The 20,146-nt window shown below is 39.0% G+C and carries 20 protein-coding genes and 1 tRNA gene; 1 reads left to right on the forward strand and 20 read right to left on the reverse strand.

Going from position 1 to position 20,146, the window contains the following annotated elements:
- Positions 1-306 precede the first annotated feature (306 nt).
- The 17 genes from H5090_RS14810 to rppH form a co-directional block, all read right to left on the reverse strand.
- Positions 307-1,191: a hypothetical protein gene (locus H5090_RS14810; protein ID WP_182696090.1), complete on the reverse strand. Its 885-nt coding sequence runs from the start codon at positions 1,189-1,191 to the stop codon at positions 307-309.
- Positions 1,192-1,199: 8 nt separating this feature from the next.
- A complete protein-coding gene (locus tag H5090_RS14815) occupies positions 1,200-1,580 on the reverse strand; it encodes a hypothetical protein (protein WP_182696091.1) in 381 nt (126 codons plus the stop codon).
- A complete protein-coding gene (locus H5090_RS14820) occupies positions 1,580-1,780 on the reverse strand; it encodes an AlpA family transcriptional regulator (protein ID WP_039484739.1) in 201 nt (66 codons plus the stop codon). The genes H5090_RS14815 and H5090_RS14820 overlap by 1 nt, the downstream gene beginning before the upstream one ends.
- 116 nt (positions 1,781-1,896) lie before the next feature.
- Entirely contained in the window at positions 1,897-2,685 is a 789-nt protein-coding gene (locus tag H5090_RS14825) for a hypothetical protein (protein WP_182696092.1), read from the reverse strand.
- 12 nt (positions 2,686-2,697) lie between these two features.
- On the reverse strand, positions 2,698-3,936 hold the full coding sequence (locus H5090_RS14830) for an integrase domain-containing protein (RefSeq protein ID WP_182696093.1): 1,239 nt from the start codon (positions 3,934-3,936) through the stop codon (positions 2,698-2,700).
- Between the two features lie 259 nt (positions 3,937-4,195).
- Positions 4,196-4,270: transfer RNA gene (locus H5090_RS14835), tRNA-Arg, on the reverse strand.
- A gap of 72 nt (positions 4,271-4,342) precedes the next feature.
- A complete protein-coding gene (locus H5090_RS14840; RefSeq protein WP_182696094.1) occupies positions 4,343-5,011 on the reverse strand; it encodes a FlgO family outer membrane protein in 669 nt (222 codons plus the stop codon).
- A gap of 7 nt (positions 5,012-5,018) precedes the next feature.
- A complete protein-coding gene (locus tag H5090_RS14845; protein ID WP_182696095.1) occupies positions 5,019-5,711 on the reverse strand; it encodes a FlgO family outer membrane protein in 693 nt (230 codons plus the stop codon).
- A 13-nt stretch (positions 5,712-5,724) separates the two neighbouring features.
- Positions 5,725-6,318, reverse strand: a complete 594-nt coding sequence (locus H5090_RS14850) for a FlgO family outer membrane protein (protein WP_149602251.1) — start codon at positions 6,316-6,318, stop codon at positions 5,725-5,727.
- Between the two features lie 47 nt (positions 6,319-6,365).
- Positions 6,366-6,956 (reverse strand): SPOR domain-containing protein, encoded by a 591-nt coding sequence (locus tag H5090_RS14855; RefSeq protein ID WP_138488674.1) that lies wholly within the window; start codon positions 6,954-6,956, stop codon positions 6,366-6,368.
- A gap of 107 nt (positions 6,957-7,063) precedes the next feature.
- A complete protein-coding gene (locus H5090_RS14860; protein WP_024594911.1) occupies positions 7,064-7,747 on the reverse strand; it encodes an SPOR domain-containing protein in 684 nt (227 codons plus the stop codon).
- Positions 7,748-8,446: 699 nt separating this feature from the next.
- A complete protein-coding gene (galU, locus tag H5090_RS14865; protein ID WP_002958699.1) occupies positions 8,447-9,325 on the reverse strand; it encodes a UTP--glucose-1-phosphate uridylyltransferase GalU in 879 nt (292 codons plus the stop codon).
- 23 nt (positions 9,326-9,348) lie between these two features.
- Positions 9,349-10,200, reverse strand: coding sequence for a thymidylate synthase (locus H5090_RS14870; protein WP_024594909.1), 852 nt, complete (start codon positions 10,198-10,200; stop codon positions 9,349-9,351).
- A gap of 13 nt (positions 10,201-10,213) precedes the next feature.
- A complete protein-coding gene (gene lgt, locus H5090_RS14875) occupies positions 10,214-11,017 on the reverse strand; it encodes a prolipoprotein diacylglyceryl transferase (protein ID WP_002958701.1) in 804 nt (267 codons plus the stop codon).
- 13 nt (positions 11,018-11,030) lie between these two features.
- Positions 11,031-11,840, reverse strand: coding sequence for a sulfite exporter TauE/SafE family protein (locus H5090_RS14880; protein WP_182696096.1), 810 nt, complete (start codon positions 11,838-11,840; stop codon positions 11,031-11,033).
- Positions 11,841-11,930: 90 nt separating this feature from the next.
- Positions 11,931-14,195, reverse strand: a complete 2,265-nt coding sequence (gene ptsP / locus H5090_RS14885) for a phosphoenolpyruvate--protein phosphotransferase (protein WP_002958703.1) — start codon at positions 14,193-14,195, stop codon at positions 11,931-11,933.
- A gap of 30 nt (positions 14,196-14,225) precedes the next feature.
- Positions 14,226-14,744 (reverse strand): RNA pyrophosphohydrolase, encoded by a 519-nt coding sequence (gene rppH / locus H5090_RS14890; RefSeq protein WP_002958704.1) that lies wholly within the window; start codon positions 14,742-14,744, stop codon positions 14,226-14,228.
- A gap of 529 nt (positions 14,745-15,273) precedes the next feature.
- Between rppH and mutH the strand changes: the two genes are divergently transcribed.
- Complete coding sequence (gene mutH, locus H5090_RS14895; RefSeq protein ID WP_165723564.1) at positions 15,274-15,945, forward strand: DNA mismatch repair endonuclease MutH; 672 nt, start codon at positions 15,274-15,276, stop codon at positions 15,943-15,945.
- Positions 15,946-16,138: 193 nt separating this feature from the next.
- On the opposite strand, the gene eno is transcribed toward mutH, so the two are convergent.
- The 3 genes from eno to mazG form a co-directional block, all read right to left on the reverse strand.
- Positions 16,139-17,437 carry a phosphopyruvate hydratase gene (gene eno / locus H5090_RS14900; protein WP_002958706.1) on the reverse strand — a complete coding sequence of 433 codons (1,299 nt, stop codon included), beginning with the start codon at positions 17,435-17,437 and terminating at the stop codon, positions 16,139-16,141.
- Between the two features lie 112 nt (positions 17,438-17,549).
- Positions 17,550-19,184, reverse strand: coding sequence for a CTP synthase (locus H5090_RS14905; RefSeq protein WP_033020682.1), 1,635 nt, complete (start codon positions 19,182-19,184; stop codon positions 17,550-17,552).
- 162 nt (positions 19,185-19,346) lie between these two features.
- Complete coding sequence (gene mazG / locus H5090_RS14910) at positions 19,347-20,144, reverse strand: nucleoside triphosphate pyrophosphohydrolase (RefSeq protein ID WP_182696097.1); 798 nt, start codon at positions 20,142-20,144, stop codon at positions 19,347-19,349.
- Between the last annotated feature and the right edge of the window lie 2 nt (positions 20,145-20,146).

The following is a 20,146-nucleotide window of genomic DNA, read 5'->3' on the forward strand; positions in this document are numbered from 1 at the left end:
TGATTCAACGCGTTTCATGCTATTTAGTGATGCTATATAAAATACGGTTAATAAGCAAAAATAAAAGGTAAACTAAATTATGAGATATTAAAAAATAAAATTGTAACTTCTATACAAAATAGCGAAGCGGACAAATCGTTTATTTACCGCTTTTTATGTTCCGATAAAATAAAAAACCATTATTCTATCATGTACTTATAAATATAATTGTTCCGCTATTTGTTCCGCGTTGTTCCGTTTATAAAAAGCGTTTTTAGAACAGGTAAACAAGTGATATTTTTGCAATATTAAAGTTTACAACAACTGCTAAGCATTATCGTAATCATCTAGCCACTCGGCTACAGTTTGCTCTTGTGGTTTTCGTTTTAAATATACTTCCTCTTCTTGCTCTATAGAAGGGGGTATAGCTTTACCTTTTACCGCACTACCTTGTTTACTTATACCGTGGCTATGAAACTCCGTATTATTTAATGTCCGTGATTCACAATATCCGTAGTTACTCATACTCGTAGTCTCACCATTTTCTGTGCCTTGGTATATGTGGCTATTAGCATTTTCGCTGCCACTGTTTAATGCCCCATAAACATGCCCCGCTATATTGCCACGGCTAAGTGCCGCAAGAGTGCCACCGTTTTGCCCTTCGCCTGTCGCTAAAACGCCACGATTAACCGCTTCTATAATTTGCTGATATGTTATGTTTGCTAAGCAAAGTGTTTTAGAGTCGAGTTTATTACCTTTTCTTATTTCAGCTTGCCAAAGGTAGTTTTTCATAATATTTATTTTTTTATAAAGTTCACTTGGCCTTCTTGGTTTTGGTAAGTTTGAGCAACTCCAGAATTTGAGTAACGCTCCTTGTGCTGGTGGATTAAAAAGTTTTCCATTTAAGCGCCCTGACTTTTTTTTACGATCCAATGATACGTTAAAAATTGTGTAGTAATCTTCGTGGGAACTCAAATCAGTAAAGCTCATTGTTAGCCCATCGTATTTACTCAAATATCGTCCAACTTTAAACTGTCTAAATTGGTATATAGGCTGTGCGATCACACAGCTTAACTGGCTTAGTAAAGTGTTTTGATAGATGTGGAGCCAGTCACTAGGAACCGGCTTTCCACTGTTGGGGGTAATATTTAATTTGCCGTTTATGATACTAATTACATCACCACGGTTAATTAAGTCATTAAGCTTAACCATATAACCTCCTAGCTTCCCAGGAGGTGCATTATTGGCTTTAAAAGTTCAGCTGTTTGCTCTGGTGTGAACTCAGCTAATTTGCGTTTAATACGGCTTTTATTTATGGCTTTTATGATGGTTTCAGCAATATCTAATGAGCTAAAACTATATTTTAAATGACCACCAATACCATCTGAGTTTGGTATTTTTTCGCGTGTAAATGTAAAATCATACTCACGTTCAAGATCTGTAAAGTAATTTCTGCCACTGGATAAACCGGCATTACGTAAAATATCTAATTCAGTCGCACCTTCAGGATGAGCAAGAATATATAGATTAGCTCGCTCTGTTTTAGGTTGCGGTTTTTTAGGAGCAGGGCTTGCGGCGTTGCTACCGCTTACAGCACACATTATGCTGCCCCTTTGTAGATGTTGCTACATGGTAGTTTCTCGACCCAGCGTTGAATATCACTTTCAAGCCAGCCAACTGAGTTTAGACCTAGCTGTTTTCTTTTTGGAAATACACCTAATCGCTCTTTGCGCCAAATAGTAGAACGACTCAAACCGGTGAGTTCTGTTACTTCTTGGAAACGTAATATTTTGTTGTTCATGGAGATTCGCCTTGTCTTGTTATGGTTCAAGGCGAATGTTAGAGATTCAGAAATAAAAATCTCGGAAGCTAACGTTAGCTTTCCCTAAGCTAATGCAAGGCATTGATTATAAAGAGCTATAACTTCTTTTTTATAACATCTCTAATATGATCAGCCATCCGGTTAACTCCCATAGGAACCGCTTTTATACCTTTGGTACTAGCCCTTTCTGGCCAATGTTTTTCCGCATTAGAAAAAACTAGCTCTGCGATTAATTCAGCACTTACGATTTTACCACGAATACAGCGGCTATAATTGGTAGCAACTTCATATAGCGCCGCATTTAAAACTTCCTGCTTATTTTTTTCATGTCTATCTGTGCTTTTTTGGCGCTTTTGAGTGGAGGGACTTACTTTAGTATCTTGAATAACATTTAAAACTTGGCTTTTTATGAGTATTAACTCTGCCACGTCTGGATAAATTTGACGTTCAGTTGAGGTATTATTTGAATGTTTTAACTGCCATAACTGTTTATCCTCATCTTCAATAATAGCAATACCAACTCTTTCGTAATGCTGTATATAATTATAGGGCTCCTCGAAGTCCTCACCTGAAACAACCTCACTTTCTATCCACTCTTCCCCCTGCTCTAAAGGTAAAAGCTGCTTAAAATAAGAAATATTGTACTCTCTAGTTAAGTTAAAAAAGCCTATTAATTTTTCTGTTTCTATAGATAATGTTTCATCTTTATCATCAGGAACTAATAAAACACCATGAGTTTCTACTTGACCATAAATTTCATAATAAAAATTTAATTTTCCAGTAAAGTAATAGTTAAAAAGTCGTTCCAATTGCTCATTTTTAGTTAGCTCCCTCTTTGCAAAAAGTAAATCTAACGCTTCAAAAGCTGTTATGTATTCATCCATAAAACAATCTCCTTAAATTACTTTTAAATGCTGACTACCCGTAACAGAATAATTACCTTTACTAGCTTCTTCAATATGCTCAGACCACCAGCACATCATTTTTCGCCTGCGCTCTAGGTAATCGGTTCTATTATAAGCAGCGCGAACTTTGTTTTTATCTACATGGGCCAGCGCCGCTTCAATCACATCTGCGTCAAAGCCGAGTTCATTTAATGTAGTACTTGCTAGTGCTCTTAAGCCGTGAGCTGTTTGTTTTCCCTTTAAACCCATTCGTCTAAAGGCTGCGCCTAATGTTTCACGGCTAAAGTGTTTACGGGGATCTTTATCAGCTGGAAAAACAAATTCTCGATGGCCGCTTATTGGTTGTAAATATTCAAGTAAAGCTAATGCCTGGGGTGTTAGTGGTACTGAATGGGCTTTGCGCTTTTTCATTCGCTTAGCTGGTATATTCCACTGTTTATTTTCAAAGTCGATTTCATGCCACGCAGTACCGACAGCTTCCCCAGGGCGGACCATTGTATGTAACTGCCATTCAAATAAGCACCGAGTCATTAGCTTGATATTGGCATTGTTTACAATGCTAATGAGCTCTGGCAGTTCCTCTGGTTTAACACATGCCATACTTTTATGAGTAGCTGTACCAAACGCTTTACTAATACCGCTTAGGTTATTAGATTGCACTCGGCCAGTGTTGATAGCAAACTCCATGACCTCATTAATCCGACGACATATGCGGCCTAGAATATCTAACTTGTTAGCAGCCGCTAATGGCTTTAGGGTTTCAATAGTAAGCTGTGCCGATAACTTGCTTACTGGTACCTTACCTAAAGCAGGAAACAAGTGAAGCTCAAAACCTCTGCGTAAATTAAAAGCATACTTCGCAGTTACCTTTGGCTCTTTAAGGGCTATCCACTCTCTAACTACTGCCTCAAACGTATTTTTAGCTTCAGCAGCTTTATCGTTTGCAAATGCCTCTTTATGCTCTTTGGGATCAATGTCCTTCGCTAATAAAGCTCTAGCCTCAGCTCTGCTTGTGCGAGCATCAGATAAGGTTACATCTGGGTACATACCAAAACTAATTTGAGCTCTTTTTTTGGTGTAAGGTTTAGAGTAAGTGAATAACCACATTTTTGATCCATTGGGCTTAACTCGAAGAGCAAGGCCCTTGCCATCTGCCATAAGATATTCTTTATCTTTTGGTTTAGCTTTTTTGATTTGCGTGTCATTTAATGGGGTAACTAATTTAGGCATTTAACGCTCCACTGTCGAACGGGCAACCAGCTCTTAGAAAATAAGAAAAACCTAAAATTTCTTTTCTTTCTTTAATTTTCATCTGGTTACACATTTATGTTACATCAAGAACTCAAAATTGGTTCGGTGTAACATCCAGTGTAACTAAAAAAATGAGCTGTGGCGATACCCCATGAAACAACATGAAAGCCTACAGGCCTTAAAAAATAGTACATAGTGGTTTTTTTGAATTGCGATGAATTACCGTGAATAGTGTTTTTGGTAGCCCCTGCAGGAATCGAACCTGCAACTGCCCCTTAGGAGGGGGCCGTTATATCCATTTAACTAAGAGGCCACAAATAAGCTGTGTGCTTAGAGGTCTGAATTATAACGGCATCTGGTTTTTTATATCAAGCGACAACTGAACTTAATTGCTTGATAAGTATATATCTTCTTTATTTAGTACATAAATTGGGATTAGTTTTCGACTACTCGCGACGATTTTTTTTGTATGCGCATTAATTACACGTGTATTAACAACAACAGCATCATGTCGATAAATTAATGTACCCGCTAATACATGGCTCGCCATTTGCTCTTCGCTAAGCTTTTCAATATCACGCGAGAAAGCAAAATCACCACGGCTATTTACATCTATTGTTTGGGTTGTTTTAAAATCAACCACGCCATAACCAAACTTTTGTAACTGATGAATTAACGTCTCAGAAATTTGATTACCCAATTGATTGCTTTTAGTAAGCGATGAATCAAGATCGACCAAGGTAGTAACGGCAATATTAATATTGGTGTCGGTATCACTTTCAAATTCAAGCGTATCAACCAAATCAAGTGCCATTTGCTCTACATAGTTAGCAAGTGTTTTATGGTGCTGAAGTGGTGTAAATTGATTACCGTTAACATCATCTTGAGTTGATTTTTGCTCGGCTATTTTAAGCATGCTTGCTAGGTCATAATTTACTTGTGTGGTTGAAGGCGTATTAATTTCAGCACTTTCACTATTTTGAGTAAAGGCACAACCTGCTAAGTTAGCTAAAGCAAAAAAAACGATAAAGCGGTTAAATAATTTACTATACATAATTATCTCACTTGCTTGCTTGTTTTAACATTATGCCATCAGTGCGATAGCTGCTATTAAGCGCATCAACAACCGACTGTGGAATAAACCCTTGTGCAGAACCTACTACGGCCTTACTTTCTAGCCCAACAATACGTGCATTAACAAGTACACCACCTTGATGGTTTACAAGCGTACCGGCAAGTACATATTTAAAGCTTTGATCTTGATTTAGCTCTAAATAGTCGCGACTAAATACAAAGTCGCCTGTTGAGGTAACACGCATATAATCAGTTGTTTTAAAATCAATAACGGGTACACCAAAGCTGTGTAATTCATGCATGAAGCTTTCTGCAATTTGGTTCCCTAGTAAGCTACCATCGTTGTAGTCTTCATCTAAAAAAACAAAACTCGAAACAGCTAACGGTGTTTGTTCACTTACGTACTGTAAGTTTTCAACCATGTCTTGCATTATGCCGCGCACATAATGGTTAATATTTTTGCGCATTGGCGGTGTTGCTTTTGTGTAGTTATCCTGTGGAGCCATTCCTGACTGAAATAAGTTATCGTCAGAAACAGGCGCTGCAACGTCGCGTTGGTTACTCACCAGTTGATTGCTTTGCTCACTTTGTGGTGTTGTGGTGTCTGTATTCATTGTGCCTAGTATTTGAGAGCAACCAAAGCCCAGTGGTAAGCATAATGTAATTAATAGGTTTTTCATTTTGTGCTCCAAATTAGTATTCGCTTCGGTATAAAAGTCCGTCACGCTGCTGAATTTTCTCATTGCCCCACATTACATTAATTGGGATCTCGGTACTTCCCGCAGAGAGCACCTGTTTATTTTCTATATTCACAAGCCGTGCATTAACTATGTATGCATGCTGCTGGCGAGTCACTGTTCCTGTGATAACTAAGTCAATATTTTGGCGATTACGTAATTTACTTAAATCGCGACTTAAAATACTGTCTGAGTTTTCTGATAAAGAGAGGTTATTCCCAAGTCTGTACTCAACGGTGTGATAACCCAGTTGAGTAAATTGTGTAAGCAGACTTTCTTGGATCTGCTGACTTAAGCCTGAGGCCTGCCCTGTCACTAATTTAGTATCTAGTGCATCTGCATAAAAGAAGCTACTAACGCCAACACGTGCATTAGCATTTAAGGCTCCATTTAGGTGGTTAAGTTGCGACGTTAAATTAACTACATAGTCATTAACCGTAAAAGGAGCCATGGCCGCTTTAGGTGCATTTGTAGGCACACTTGGTTCTGGTGGTGGCACCAAGTTACAAGCAGCTAAATTTAAAAACAATAAAGGCAGTAAAAGGCGCATAATTGCCATCCTCTTCAAAACATACTGAGGACAAGCAATTTGTATGCCTATATCGTACTTCTGTAAGGTTGTTGAACATAGTAGCTAACAAAACATGTTACTTGTTGCTTTATAAGGGCTAAACAATCACTTTTTGCGTCCGCTGAATTACTATAAGCACCTAACTTCAATCGATAAAAAGTTGTGTTATTAACACTTACGGTTTCTACATTTATCTCAGTGGGTGAGATAATATTTTGTGGTATTTTTTCTTGGAATTCGCTGAGCTTCTTATGCAATGCATTTTTATTTTTAAAAGCGGCAATTTGTAAAGCAAACAATGCCGAGTGGGTTTTTAATATACTTTCGTTATTGACTTCATCATTTACAAGACTATTTAGAGAATCAGAATCATTCAGTTGTTTTAGATTAGTAGCAAGCTGCGTTAATTTATTTTCTAACTTGAGTAGCTCCTCTACTTTTGGTTGAGAGCTTTCCCATTGTGCCGCAGAGATTTTGAGCTGCTCTAAATCAGACTTTTCAATAAGAATCGGTTGCGGGGTTGCTTGAGTCATTTTAACTTGTTGAGATGAGTTACATGCAGATAAAACAAGTACACCCATTAGCATCATGCATTCTAAACTCCATTTTAATAACATTTAACTTCCCTAAAATGACGTTGTTTAGGGGGTTATTTATCCCCTAAACGTATTTAATTATGAAGGGTGTATTTTATGGATAAACAATTTTTAAGCAAGTTTCTTAACTACAGCCTTACTGGCTTATCGGTGTAGTTACTTACTATGCAATCGAGTTTATACAGCTTGAATACGTCACAGTCTGCTTTTGCATTTTTAAAGTTTTGGTAAGAGCCTAGCTTTAGTCTGTAAAACATTTTGTCGTTTATCTTGGCGGTTTCTACGTTAGTCAATATTTTGTCTCTAAACAACGGTGCTGCTTTAGTATTTAGCTCTTGCCATGCTTTAGCCACACCTTGCTCTGAGTCAACCGAAGCTACCTGCAAAGCAAATACATGTTTTGGTTTATTTAATTTTACAGCTTGTTTTTTATTGCTGTAGTTTTGTTTAACTTGTTGGCGTGATTTAACATTACGTGTGTTTCGAGGTGAGCGTACAGACTTGCTGCTATACCCTTGATTAGACTGCGCAATAGCTTTGCTGTTTATAATATCAATATGATTTACGAGGTAAGTTATTTCTTTTTCTAATCTTAAAATTCGCTCTATACCTTCGCGTGCTTGTTGCCACTGCATTGCAGCATCTTTTAGCTGAGCAAGTTCAAGGGCTGTAATTGATACGTAGTCTGGCGAGTTACTTTGAGGTTGTTCGTCAATGGTTTTTATTTCAGGCGTAACGCTGCATGCTGTGCCAAATAAAAGCATTAGCAAGCTAAGTAAAAGCCCAATGTTATTTTTTTTATATATAAACATGTATTTGCTGTCCTGAAAGCAGTGTTTTTCACTACATTTCAGTTAAACATTCTCACAAGAAAGCGTTTAACTTTATTTAAGCTGTAAGCTATAAAACTTAGCTCTTCGCATGCTTGTCAGTGTTTTGTAAAACACAACGTTGCATACTCCCACCCTTCCTTGAGAGCATTATTTAATACAAATTTAATGCCAGTTAACACAAACTTTACAACATAAATAACAATATGTCTGTAATGACCTAAAAATTTTATTTTTAGAGAGGCTCCTTTCCTATTTTATTCTAGGGCCTGTTGACCTTTCAGGATTAAAATTTGTTCAATCTAGGGGCCATTTAATCGCGGCGCGAGGTTTGTAATCTAGTGGGCTCGATAACTGCTCCTGCGTTATTCTACTGACTTACATCCCTGTAAGAATAAGTAAAAACCGAGTAAAGCTTCCGCGTCCTGCTCACGCCCCTTACCTACATCCATGTAGGCAACAAAGAGTAAATTGCCCCGAGGCAGAACCCTTCGGGCAGCGCATGTTTGGCATCTATGCTACGTTATCGCCTATTTATGGGGAATAACCACACTACATCGGCTCTGCCTTGCCTAAATACCAAACAGCCTGCTGCAAATTTAACCTCGAAAGATAAACAGGCCTGATAAAACTCATAAAAAAGGCGCCGATATAGGCGCCTTTCATGATTTACATTAACTGTTAAATCAGTTTTTTAATAAATGACTTTAATTCATCAGCAAATTCATCGCGACGAAGTGCAAATTCAATAGTCGCTTTTAAATAACCAATTTTACTTCCACAATCGTGGCTACGGCCTTTTATAGCGTATGCATCTACTTTTTCGTGTTCCATTAACATCGCAATTGCGTCAGTTAATTGAATTTCATTGCCTGCTCCTTGCGGAGTTTTTGCAAGTAACGGCCATATGTTTTCGCTTAATACGTATCGACCCACTACAGCTAAGTTAGATGGCGCTTCGTCTACTGGCGGTTTTTCTACCATGTTAAAAATTGGCGAGCTTTCACCTTGTTTTAAGTCAACATCGCCTAAATCAACCACACCAAACTTATCTACTTCATCCATTGGTACTGGCTCAACCATTATTTGGCTATGCTTGTTTTGCTCAAAATTAGCGATCATTTCTGCTAAGTTATCTTTTTTAAGATCGCTCTCTACATCATCAATAATTACATCAGGTAGAATAACTACAAACGGTTCGTTACCAATAATAGGCGCAGCACAACTAATAGCATGGCCTAAGCCTTTTGCTTCACCTTGGCGTACGTGAATAATGGTTACGTCTTTAGGGCAGATTGCTTGCACTTCGGCAAGTAGTTGCCGCTTTACACGCTTTTCTAAAGTAGCTTCTAGTTCAAAGCTCGTATCGAAGTGATTTTCGATTGAATTTTTACTTGAGTGAGTTACTAACACTATTTCTTTAATGCCTGCAGCAACGGCTTCGTTTACTACATATTGAATTAAAGGACGGTCTACCACTGGCAGCATTTCTTTAGGAATTGCTTTAGTGGCTGGTAACATACGAGTACCAAGGCCTGCTACTGGGATGACTGCTTTCATTTTATGTTTTCCTTAATCTTTTATTATACTGAAAATGGATATTGAATCGCTTCGTGGCATTGATAGCCTGTTACTTCAAAGTCGTCTCGTGTTACCCACGTTTCTATGTCTTCTAATGATTTAATTTTTGGATTAATTTTTAACTGAGGAGATGCAAATGGCTCACGCGTTAACTGCACATCACGCATCAGCTCAAGTTGGTTTTCGTAAATATGTGCATTAGCAATTTTATGATACGCCTTACCCGCTTTGTGGCCGGTAATTTGAGCCACTAGCGCAAGCAACACAAAACACTGAATTTGATTAAAATTAAGGCCAAGTGGCACATCACAGCTTCGCTGGTATGACGTTAAATATAGCGTATCACCAAGTAAGGAGAAAGTGTGTGTATGCATACACGGGCGCAGGCAACCAAGCTCAAACTCACCTGGATTATAAAACGTGATTATTTCACCACGGTCATCAATGCCATTTTTTAAGTTATTAATAACTTTGGAAAGCTGATCAAGCGTTGAGCCATCTGGTCGTTGCCAACCACGACCTTGTACGCCGTAAACACGCCCCATGTCATCCTCACCTTTGCGGTTAGGATTATTAAGCCATGCATTGTTATCGTTTGCGTTAGCATCCCACGTTTTACAGCCAATTTCACGAAATTGCGCAGCGCTGTCGTACCCGCGTAAATAGCCTAGCAATTCAGCAATCGCTGCTTTGTAGTAACTTTTGCGTGTAGTGATCATCGGAAACTGATTATTAGCCACATCGTATTCTAAATCAGCATTGATAACGGTTAAACAACGCGTACCTGTACGTTTATTTTCGACCCACTGCCCTTCGTCAACAATACGCTGACATAATTCTAAATATTGTTTCATGCGTTACTTCTTATTATGCTTTAGCTGTGGTTATTTGTTTAGGTTGTTTATATGCCCAAATTAATAAGCCTAAACCACCTACAATCATAGGTAACGAAAGTATTTGTCCCATTGATATAAAGTCGGCAAATAAACCTAATTGTGCATCGGGTTGGCGGAAATATTCAATACAAAATCTAAACACGCCATAACCTAATAAAAATACACCGGCTACGCTGCCTGCTGGACGTGGTTTTTTAATAAACCATTGCAGGATTAAAAACAGCACTAAGCCTTCAAAAAATGCTTCGTATAATTGCGATGGGTGACGCGCAAGCGGACCGCCCGTTGGAAATACCATTGCCCATGGCACGTCGGTAACACGCCCCCATAATTCACCGTTTATAAAGTTACCAATACGTCCAGCTAAAAGCCCTACAGGAACCAGTGGTGCAACAAAGTCGCCCACTTGAAGAAGCGACTTTTTACGCGTCCACGAAAAAATTGCGACGGCAGTTATAACGCCAAGTGTTCCACCATGAAACGACATACCGCCCTGGTCTATTCTAAATAAATACAGTGGGTTTTCTATAAAGTAACTAAACTGGTAAAACAATACGTAGCCAATACGCCCACCTAGTATTACCCCTAACATGCCGTAAAACAGTAAATCGCTTACTTGCTCTTTAGTCCAACCCGAATTTGGCTTTGATGCTTGACGATTTGCAAACCACATCGCAAATGCAAAACCTATTAAATACATCAAGCCATACCAACGTACGCTTAGCGGTCCAACAGAAAAAATAATTGGATCAATTTGAGGAAACTCAAGTGCCATAAAAAATAAACCTTTAGCTAAAAACCATTTTAATTGCGATAACTACAAGCAGCACCGCGAAAACTTTCTTAATTGTATTAACAGGTAAATAGTGAGTTGCTTTAGCGCCAATAGGCGCAACAAACCACGAGGTAATAACAATTCCAAATAATGCAGGTAAATAAACAAACCCAGCAAAACCATGCTCTAAATCGGTAACATGCCAGCCTGCGCTGATGTAACCAATAGAGCCAAATAATGCTATAACAATTCCGCACGCGGCTGCGCAGCCAATTGCTTTTTTTATATCAACCGAAAAATAATTAAGCATAGGTACTATTAAAGCACCACCACCAATACCAATTAAACCTGATAATCCGCCCATTATCGCAGAAAATCCACCTAAAATAGGACCTGCCGGAAACGGTTTATCTGACATCGGTTTATTACGCGCGGATAGCACCATTCTTGCTGCAATAAATACAACACTTATAGCAAACACTGTACGCAATATTTGTTCAGGGATTAAACTTGCTGCAAAGCCACTAATAAGTGCACCTAAAGCCACGCCCGACATAACCCATGGGGCAATATCCCAAGGCACGTTATCATTTTTATGATGAGCCAGCGCTGAAGACGTTGAAGTAAATAAAATAGAGGCGAGTGAGGTTGCAATAGCAATTACTAATACATGATCAGCTGACGTTACATTAAATGACAGTAGCAGAGTGCTTAGAACTGGAACGATAATTAAACCGCCACCAATGCCTAGTAACCCAGCTAAAAACCCAACAATACAGCCTAGTAGTGCGCAGCTTGCGACTAACAAACCTAAGTCATACATAGTAATCTCAAATACCCTTTTAAGGTTTATATATTAAAGGATTATAAAACTAATAGCATCTGTGTATTGCAATTAATTAGGCGTATAAGCTTATTTGGGAGTGTAAAACAAATCACCTAATTTATGCTCTAGCATAAAGCTTCGCGTTAAACGTAGTACTTGTTTGGCTGTGGATTGCGCTAAGCATTCACTTAATAGTTGTTCCATGTCACTGACATTTAAACGCCTAAGTACCCATTTAACTTTATTAAGCGATGATAAATTCATACTAAGGCGCCTGTAACCCATGGCAATAAGCAAAATAGCCCCTTCAGGATCGCCACCTAGTTCACCACACAAACTAAATGGCAGTTCATATTGTTCACATTCACGCGCTACTTTATTTAGTACCCTGAGTACGCCCGGGTGATAAGGGTTAAAAAGTTCGGCAACTCGTGCATTAGCCCTGTCTACTGCTAATAAATACTGTGTTAAATCGTTACTACCTACTGAGCAAAAATCGACTTTTTTTGACCACTCTGGAAGCATAAATACACTTGAAGGTACCTCTAGCATTATACCTATGTCGGGTCTTTCTATGGTTTGCTCTGGGTATTTTTCACTTAACTCAAAATAAGCCTGTTCAAATAACGCAAGTGACTCATCAACTTCTTCAGTGCCACTGATCATAGGGAGCATTATTTTTAAATTACCCAAACCAATGTTTGCTTTAAGCATCGCTTTTAGTTGATCTAAAAATAACTCTGGGTGATCAAGGCTAATACGAATGCCACGCCAACCTAAAAATGGGTTTTCTTCGGTAATGTTAAAGTAATCGAGTACCTTATCGCCCCCAATATCCAATGTACGCATAACCACAGGATTAGGATGATAGCTAGTTAGTACTTCTCGGTACCAATTTTCTTGCTCTGATTGCGAAGGAAACTGACCCTTTTGCATAAACCACGCTTCGGTACGGTAAAGCCCCACACCGTCACAAATATGCGCGCTACTTTGCTCGGTATTAAGCTCAAGGCCTGCGTTTAATAATAAGCTAACATGCTCACCGTCAAGCGTAATTGATTCTGAGTCTTGCTCTGCTAAAAAGCGGTTATTAAGTAGGTTATCTTGATGCTGTAACTCTGTGTATTCATCCATCAACATTTGCGAAGGCGATATATATAAACGCCCAGCAAATGCATCTAAAATCATCGGTTTGCCATTAAACTGCAGTAGAGGTAAATCTTCTATACCCCAAATGGCAGGTATCCCCATCGCACGCGTTAATATAGAAGCATGGCTATTTGCAGAGCCATTTACGCTTACAACGCCTGTTAAGTGACCTTTTGGCACCTCAGCAAGCATGGCGGGTGTTAAGGTATTAGCAATTAAAATAGTATTGGCCGGATAATTTTTAACAGCGTGCTCGGTATTTACAAGATGATGTAATACACGAAGGCCAATATCTTTAACATCAACAGCACGCTCTTTTATATAAGGGTCTTGCATGGCATTAAATTGAGATATTAAACGCTCTATTACAATTTTTAGGGCGCTTTTAGCACACCAGCCTTCTTGTAATTGCATTTCAACATTATGCCCTAAACTTTTAGCATCAAGCAGTTGTTGATACACATCAAATACCGCAAGAGCTTCGTGCGGAATAGAATCGCTTAGCGTCATAGATAGGGTATTAAACTCTTTGCGTGTTGCAGCTACAGCTTGAGTAAATAAACGGCGCTGCTCAGTAACGTCACTGTCTTTTAAAAGCTCAATAGATTTAAAATCAAGTTTTGGTAATACAACAAATGCTTGCCCTATACCTATTCCAGGCGCGCTCGATACGCCTTTTAAAACAGACGTTTGATGAGATGACTCATCTTGGCGGAGTATTTCTTTAATTTCAGCATGCGCTAACTGTGAAGCAAGCTGGGCAGAAAGCGTTATTAAAAACGACTCTTCGTCTTGGCTAAATACACGTGCCATTTTTTGTTGAACAACAATAACACCCAGTACTTTTTTTTGATGAACAACGGGTACAGATAAAAAAGCGTTGTAGCCTTCTTCGTTTACTTCGGGGGAGAGCTTAAAACGAGGATGCGATTTAGCAAATGCAATATTAATAGGTTCTTCGCGTTGCGCTACTAGGCCAACTAAACCTTCGGTAAAACCAATTCTAAACTTACCTACCGCATCGGGGTTTAGCCCTTCGGTTGCCATAAGTACAAAATTGTCTTGGCTGTAATCTGCAAAATAAATGGAGCAGCACTGGGTTTTCATGGCATCTTTAACCATTTGCACAAAGCACACTAATGCGCTGTCTAAATTCGCTTGTCGCGATACAGACTCCGCAATAGATCTCAGTGTAGCCAGCATGTCCTGCTCCTTTATTTTATTCTGAATTAACTACCTTTTACTTCGCCAATGATCTTTATGTTGTTCTCTCTTATTAAAAGGCATGGCGAAAGGAGCAAACTCTTTCATTACACGTCGATAAACATCCCGTTTAAACGATACAACCTGTCTTACAGGATACCAATAACTTACCCAGCGCCAATCATCAAATTCAGGATGATGGGTTTTAAGTAAATTTACATCTTCGTCTTTACAGCGTAATTTTAGTAAAAACCATTTTTGTTTTTGCCCAATACACACCGGACTAGAGTCTCGGCGGATTAATCGTTTGGGTAATTTATAGCGTAACCAATGTTTTGAGCTTGCGACTATTTCTACATCTTCTGGTCGCAACCCTACTTCTTCGTGTAATTCACGGTACATGGTTTGTTCTGCAGTTTCGCCATCATCAACACCACCTTGGGGAAATTGCCAAGAGTGTTGACCATAACGTCTGGCCCAAAAAACCTGTCCCTGATTATTGCAAATCACAATTCCGACATTGGCACGAAAACCTTCGGCATCAATCACCTTAGTGCCTCATTTGTAAGTCGATTTTTAATGATTGTTCCACATTAGCCGCAATACGGCAAATACTATTATACCCAACCCGATTAGTAAGCTAAGTTTGAGCTTTTAGTACATTGATAAATTATGGAGAGTGGGTAAATATTTGGAAAATAACTTAACAAGGCTATTGCGGTTCTTGTTTTCCTCTAGTTACTCACAGTTTGTGCATAACTTTTGTAAAACACGCTCATTTTGCAAACAAATCCACAATATTAGATCTTAAAACTTAGCTTCTCCACAGATTCTGTGGATAAACATGTTCATATAGTTGTATTTATCCTTACAACTTTTAAATGGCTTAATCAAAACTGAACGTGCACATTTAAAAAAACCTGCAGAGTCAGTAACTTAAAGTTAAGTAGCTTAATTTCAATATGTGCAAAATTAACACAAACAACAAGCGAGCAAAAAACGTACAACCCTAAAGATATCCACGGCTTAGCCTATTTGCTATCATGGCTATGGTATTTATACAACCGAAATTAAGAATATGCGACCTACAAAACCACACTCAATAAACGACTTAATGCAGCGCGTTAACAGTATTGCCGGATTAACGCTAGGACAACTTGCAAACCACTACCATTTTAAAACACCTGATGACTTACTACGTGAAAAAGGCTGGACTGGGCAACTCATTGAATACGTACTAGGCGCTACTGCAGGCTCAAAACCCCTCCCCGATTTTGAAGATTTAGGAATTGAGCTAAAAACACTGCCTATTTCTTATAAAGGTAGGCCACTGGAAACTACGTTTGTATCGGTTACACCTTTAATGAACGTAACGGGAATGACGTGGCATACCAGCTCTGTGCGTAAAAAACTAAATCATGTTTTATGGCTGCCAATTTTAAGCGAACGTGATATTGCGCCGTTTGACAGAACTATCGGCAGCGGCTTTTTGTGGCAGCCTTCACCTGAACAAGACGCTTTGTTACAACGCGACTGGGAAGAGCAAATGGAGCTAATTGCGCTAGGTAGAGTCGACGAAATATCAGGCCATTTAGGCGATGCTATGCAAATACGCCCCAAAGCTGCTCATAGTAAAATAGTCACTGATGCTATTGGCCCAAATGGGCAAATAATTAAAACCCTACCCCGTGGTTTTTATTTAAAAACCAGTTTTACAGGTGATATTTTAAAGCAGCAGTTTCAGCTATGAGTGCGTAAGAAGTTAAAGCATGAGTAAAGCGTTATACTTTTGTGCTCCACTCTTTAGTGCTGCGTACATCAACAAGCTTAAAGCATACAATTTATTTTCATCTCTTTGGAAAAAGTATCAGGCATAAAAAATCCCCGCATAGGCGAGGATTTTATCATCTAAAATTAAAAGTTATATTCTATGTAAAATAGAATTACTGACCTTTAACTTCTTTAAGACCGTTGTACGGTGCTTTATCACCTAATTGCTCTTCAATACGTAGCAATTGGTTGTACTTTGCAACACGGTCAGAACGGCTCAGTGAACCTGTTTTGATTTGACCTGCAGCAGTACCCACTGCTAAATCAGCAATTGTTGAATCTTCAGTTTCACCAGAACGGTGAGAAATAACAACAGTAAAACCAGCATCTTTAGCCATTTTGATTGCAGCTAAAGTTTCAGTTAAAGAACCGATTTGGTTAAACTTAATTAAGATTGAGTTAGCAATACCGTTGTCGATACCACGTTTTAAAATCTTAGTGTTAGTTACAAATAAATCATCACCTACTAATTGGATTTTATCACCCATTAGTTTAGTTTGGTGTGCAAAGCCATCCCAATCAGACTCATCAAGACCATCTTCAATAGAAACGATTGGGTACTGATTAGTAAGATCTTGTAAGAAGAAGTTAAATTCTTCAGAAGTGAATTTTTTACCTTCACCTTTAAGATCGTAGATGTTTGCTTCTTTGTCGTAAAACTCAGATGCAGCACAATCCATCGCTAAAGTAATATCTTTACCTAGCTCGTAACCTGCGTTTGCAACAGCTACTTTGATTGCAGCAAGAGCCGCTTCGTTAGATGCAAGGTTAGGTGCAAAACCACCTTCATCGCCAACCGCTGTTGAATGACCATCAGCTTTAAGCACTTTAGCAAGGCTGTGGAATACTTCAGCGCCCATACGTAGGCCTTCGCGGAAGTTTTTAGCGCCAACAGGTTGGATCATGAATTCTTGAATATCTACAGAGTTATCTGCGTGCTCACCACCATTGATGATGTTCATCATTGGAAGTGGCATAGAGTAAACACCTGGTGTGCCATTTAAGTCAGCAATATGTTCATAAAGCTCAACTTTTTTAGACTGTGCAGCTGCTTTCGCAGTTGCTAGTGATACAGCTAAGATTGCGTTTGCACCTAATTTTTCTTTATTTTCGGTACCATCTAAATCTAGCATAACTTTATCAACAGCGTTTTGATCTAATGCATTTTGACCAGCTAAAGCATCAGCAATTTCTTTATTAATATAACCAACTGCTTTTAATACGCCTTTACCTAAGTAACGTGATTTATCACCGTCGCGTAACTCTAATGCTTCACGAGTACCAGTAGATGCGCCTGAAGGTGCTGCTGCACGACCCCAAGAACCATCTGCTAAATGTACGTCTGCTTCAACAGTTGGGTTACCACGCGAGTCCATAATTTCGCGACCGATTACTTTTACGATTTCTGACATCTTGATTCCTCTATATTCCCAAAATGGTGAGTTCAGCTAACTTTACTACGTTTTATATAGCTTAGTCAGCCCTTAAAACAAAAAAGCCGTGCAATATGCACGGCTTTTAAAATTACGAATTCGCTTTTTGGTGGATGTGCGCAGCTGCTACAAACCCTTCAAATAACGGATGACCATCACGTGGCGTTGACGTGAATTCCGGATGGAACTGCGCGGCAATAAACCATGGGTGATCTTTATTTTCGATAATTTCTACCAGTTTTTTATCTTCTGATAAACCAGTAAAGCTTAAGCCTGCTTTTTCAAGTATTTCTACGAAGTTATTATTTACTTCGTAGCGATGACGATGACGTTCAACAATTTCGTCGCTGCCATATACTCCATGTACTTTAGAACCAGGCGTTAAATGACATTTTTGTGCGCCTAAACGCATAGTGCCACCTAAATCAGATTTTTCGCTACGTGTTTCAACATTACCTTCAGCATCTAGCCATTCAGTAATTAAGCCAACTACCGGTGCTTCTGAATTTGCATTAAATTCTGTAGAGTTTGCATCTGTTAAACCTGCAACATTACGTGCATATTCAATTAATGCTACTTGCATCCCTAAACAAATACCTAAGTATGGTACTTTATTTTCACGTGCATATTTAGCTGCTAAAATTTTACCTTCAACACCACGTCCGCCAAATCCACCCGGTACTAAAATAGCATCTAAGTGTGAAAGTAATTCAACACCTTTGCTTTCTAAGTCTTGTGAATCTACGTATTCAATGTTGATTGTTAGGCGGTTTTTAAGACCCGCATGCTTTAATGCTTCGTTAACCGATTTGTACGCATCTGGTAATTCAATATATTTACCAACCATACCAATGGTCACTTCACCCGTTGGGTTAGACTCTTGATAAAGTACTTGTTCCCACTCAGCTAAATCAGCTTCTGGTGGATCTAAGTGAAAACGACGACATACAAAGTTATCTAATTCTTGTGTTTTTAATAACGCAGGAATTTTATAAATGCTGTCTACATCGGGTAGTGAAATAACCGCTTTTTCTTCTACGTTTGTGAATAATGAGATTTTTGCACGCTCATTATTAGGTAGTTTACGGTCTGAACGACAAATAAGAATATCTGGTTGAATACCTACTGAGCGTAACTCTTTAACAGAGTGCTGAGTTGGTTTCGTTTTAACTTCACCGGCAGGGCCTAAAAATGGCACTAGCGTTAAGTGAATAAATAGCGCGCGTTCGCGGCCAATTTCAGTTCCCATCTGACGAATTGCTTCAATAAACGGTTGTGATTCAATATCACCTACAGTGCCGCCAATTTCTACAATAGCAATATCATAACCTTCAGCACCGTCGTATACACGCTGCTTAATATCGTTAGTGATATGTGGAATAACCTGAATAGTAGCACCTAGGTATTCACCACGGCGCTCACGACGTAATACGTCTTCATATACACGGCCTTGTGTGAAGTTATTACGACTAGTCATTTTGGTACGGATAAAACGCTCGTAGTGACCTAAATCAAGGTCAGTTTCTGCGCCGTCTTCTGTAACGTAAACTTCACCGTGTTGAATTGGGCTCATTGTGCCTGGGTCAACGTTGATGTAAGGATCCAGCTTTAAAATGGTAACATTTAAACCACGGGCTTCTAAAATAGCGGCCAGTGAAGCTGCGGCAATACCTTTACCCAACGAAGAAACAACTCCGCCAGTAACGAAGATAAATTTTGTACTCATGCGAACCCTAGAATATCAGGAATTAAAAGGAATATAACACCCAAAGAAGAGCCTAAGGGTATATCATCAAGACGGGGCGAAATTGTACCAAAACACTGCTTATCAATCCAGCTAAAATTAGCTAATACGCGCACAAAAAATGTGCACTATTTAACATTAAGCCTATTTTACTTTTTTAATCGCATCCCACGCACTATCCATCTCTTCAAAGGTTGCTGTATCTAAGCTTTTACCTTGCGCATGCAAATAAGCGTTTACCTTTTCAAAACGCGCTGAAAACTTATCATTAGCGCTACGAAGCAGTTGTTCGGGATCTCGTTTAACATGGCGTACAACATTAACAGTGGCAAAAAGTAAGTCGCCGAGCTCTTCCGCTGTATGATCAGATAACGGGTCTTGCTCAATCGCTTCTTTTACTTCAAGCACTTCTTCACTCACTTTATCTAGTGCACCATGATACGTTGGCCAATCAAAGCCAAGGGAAGCCACGCGTTGTTGAATTTTTTTGGCTTTACTTAAGCTTGGCATATTGCCAGGGATATCTTGCCAAAAAGAAGGGGATTCGATTTGCGCTTTAGCACTTCGCTCCTGTGCTTTGATTGCTTGCCACTGCTGCGATAATTGATCGTCTGTTAGCTCTTTTTTTTCACCAAACACATGCGGGTGACGACGGGTAAGCTTATCGTTTAATTGCTCTACTAGATCATTAAAATCAAATAGATTTTGCTCTTGTGCAAGTTGCGCATAAAAAACTATTTGAAATAGCAAATCACCCAATTCACCTTTAAGCTCATCTAAGTTGCCTGATTCAATACAGTCGGCAACTTCGTACGCTTCTTCTAGCGTATGCGGCACAATAGATTTAAAATTTTGCTTGAGATCCCACGGACAACCGCCCTTGGGATCTCGCAGTGTTTTCATTATGCTAAGAAGTTGTGTAAGCGCTGTATTATCATTCATGA

This window comes from Pseudoalteromonas sp. SR43-5 (assembly GCF_014163835.1).
Classification (GTDB): domain Bacteria; phylum Pseudomonadota; class Gammaproteobacteria; order Enterobacterales; family Alteromonadaceae; genus Pseudoalteromonas; species Pseudoalteromonas distincta.

Excerpts from the sequence above, each read along its gene's own strand:
- ptsP (WP_002958703.1), bottom strand. The coding sequence starts at position 14,195 with ATGCTGGCTACACTGAGATCTATTGCGGAGTCTGTATCGCGACAAGCG.
- H5090_RS14870 (WP_024594909.1), bottom strand. The coding sequence starts at position 10,200 with ATGAAACAATATTTAGAATTATGTCAGCGTATTGTTGACGAAGGGCAG.
- H5090_RS14860 (WP_024594911.1), bottom strand. The coding sequence starts at position 7,747 with ATGTTTATATATAAAAAAAATAACATTGGGCTTTTACTTAGCTTGCTA.
- H5090_RS14840 (WP_182696094.1), bottom strand. The coding sequence starts at position 5,011 with ATGTATAGTAAATTATTTAACCGCTTTATCGTTTTTTTTGCTTTAGCT.
- H5090_RS14845 (WP_182696095.1), bottom strand. The coding sequence starts at position 5,711 with ATGAAAAACCTATTAATTACATTATGCTTACCACTGGGCTTTGGTTGC.
- H5090_RS14825 (WP_182696092.1), bottom strand. The coding sequence starts at position 2,685 with ATGGATGAATACATAACAGCTTTTGAAGCGTTAGATTTACTTTTTGCA.
- eno (WP_002958706.1), bottom strand. The coding sequence starts at position 17,437 with ATGTCAGAAATCGTAAAAGTAATCGGTCGCGAAATTATGGACTCGCGT.
- H5090_RS14830 (WP_182696093.1), bottom strand. The coding sequence starts at position 3,936 with ATGCCTAAATTAGTTACCCCATTAAATGACACGCAAATCAAAAAAGCT.
- lgt (WP_002958701.1), bottom strand. The coding sequence starts at position 11,017 with ATGGCACTTGAGTTTCCTCAAATTGATCCAATTATTTTTTCTGTTGGA.
- H5090_RS14850 (WP_149602251.1), bottom strand. The coding sequence starts at position 6,318 with ATGCGCCTTTTACTGCCTTTATTGTTTTTAAATTTAGCTGCTTGTAAC.
- H5090_RS14820 (WP_039484739.1), bottom strand. The coding sequence starts at position 1,780 with ATGAACAACAAAATATTACGTTTCCAAGAAGTAACAGAACTCACCGGT.
- H5090_RS14855 (WP_138488674.1), bottom strand. The coding sequence starts at position 6,956 with ATGTTATTAAAATGGAGTTTAGAATGCATGATGCTAATGGGTGTACTT.
- mutH (WP_165723564.1), top strand. The coding sequence starts at position 15,274 with ATGCGACCTACAAAACCACACTCAATAAACGACTTAATGCAGCGCGTT.
- H5090_RS14810 (WP_182696090.1), bottom strand. The coding sequence starts at position 1,191 with ATGGTTAAGCTTAATGACTTAATTAACCGTGGTGATGTAATTAGTATC.
- galU (WP_002958699.1), bottom strand. The coding sequence starts at position 9,325 with ATGAAAGCAGTCATCCCAGTAGCAGGCCTTGGTACTCGTATGTTACCA.
- mazG (WP_182696097.1), bottom strand. The coding sequence starts at position 20,144 with ATGAATGATAATACAGCGCTTACACAACTTCTTAGCATAATGAAAACA.
- H5090_RS14815 (WP_182696091.1), bottom strand. The coding sequence starts at position 1,580 with ATGTGTGCTGTAAGCGGTAGCAACGCCGCAAGCCCTGCTCCTAAAAAA.
- H5090_RS14905 (WP_033020682.1), bottom strand. The coding sequence starts at position 19,184 with ATGAGTACAAAATTTATCTTCGTTACTGGCGGAGTTGTTTCTTCGTTG.
- H5090_RS14880 (WP_182696096.1), bottom strand. The coding sequence starts at position 11,840 with ATGTATGACTTAGGTTTGTTAGTCGCAAGCTGCGCACTACTAGGCTGT.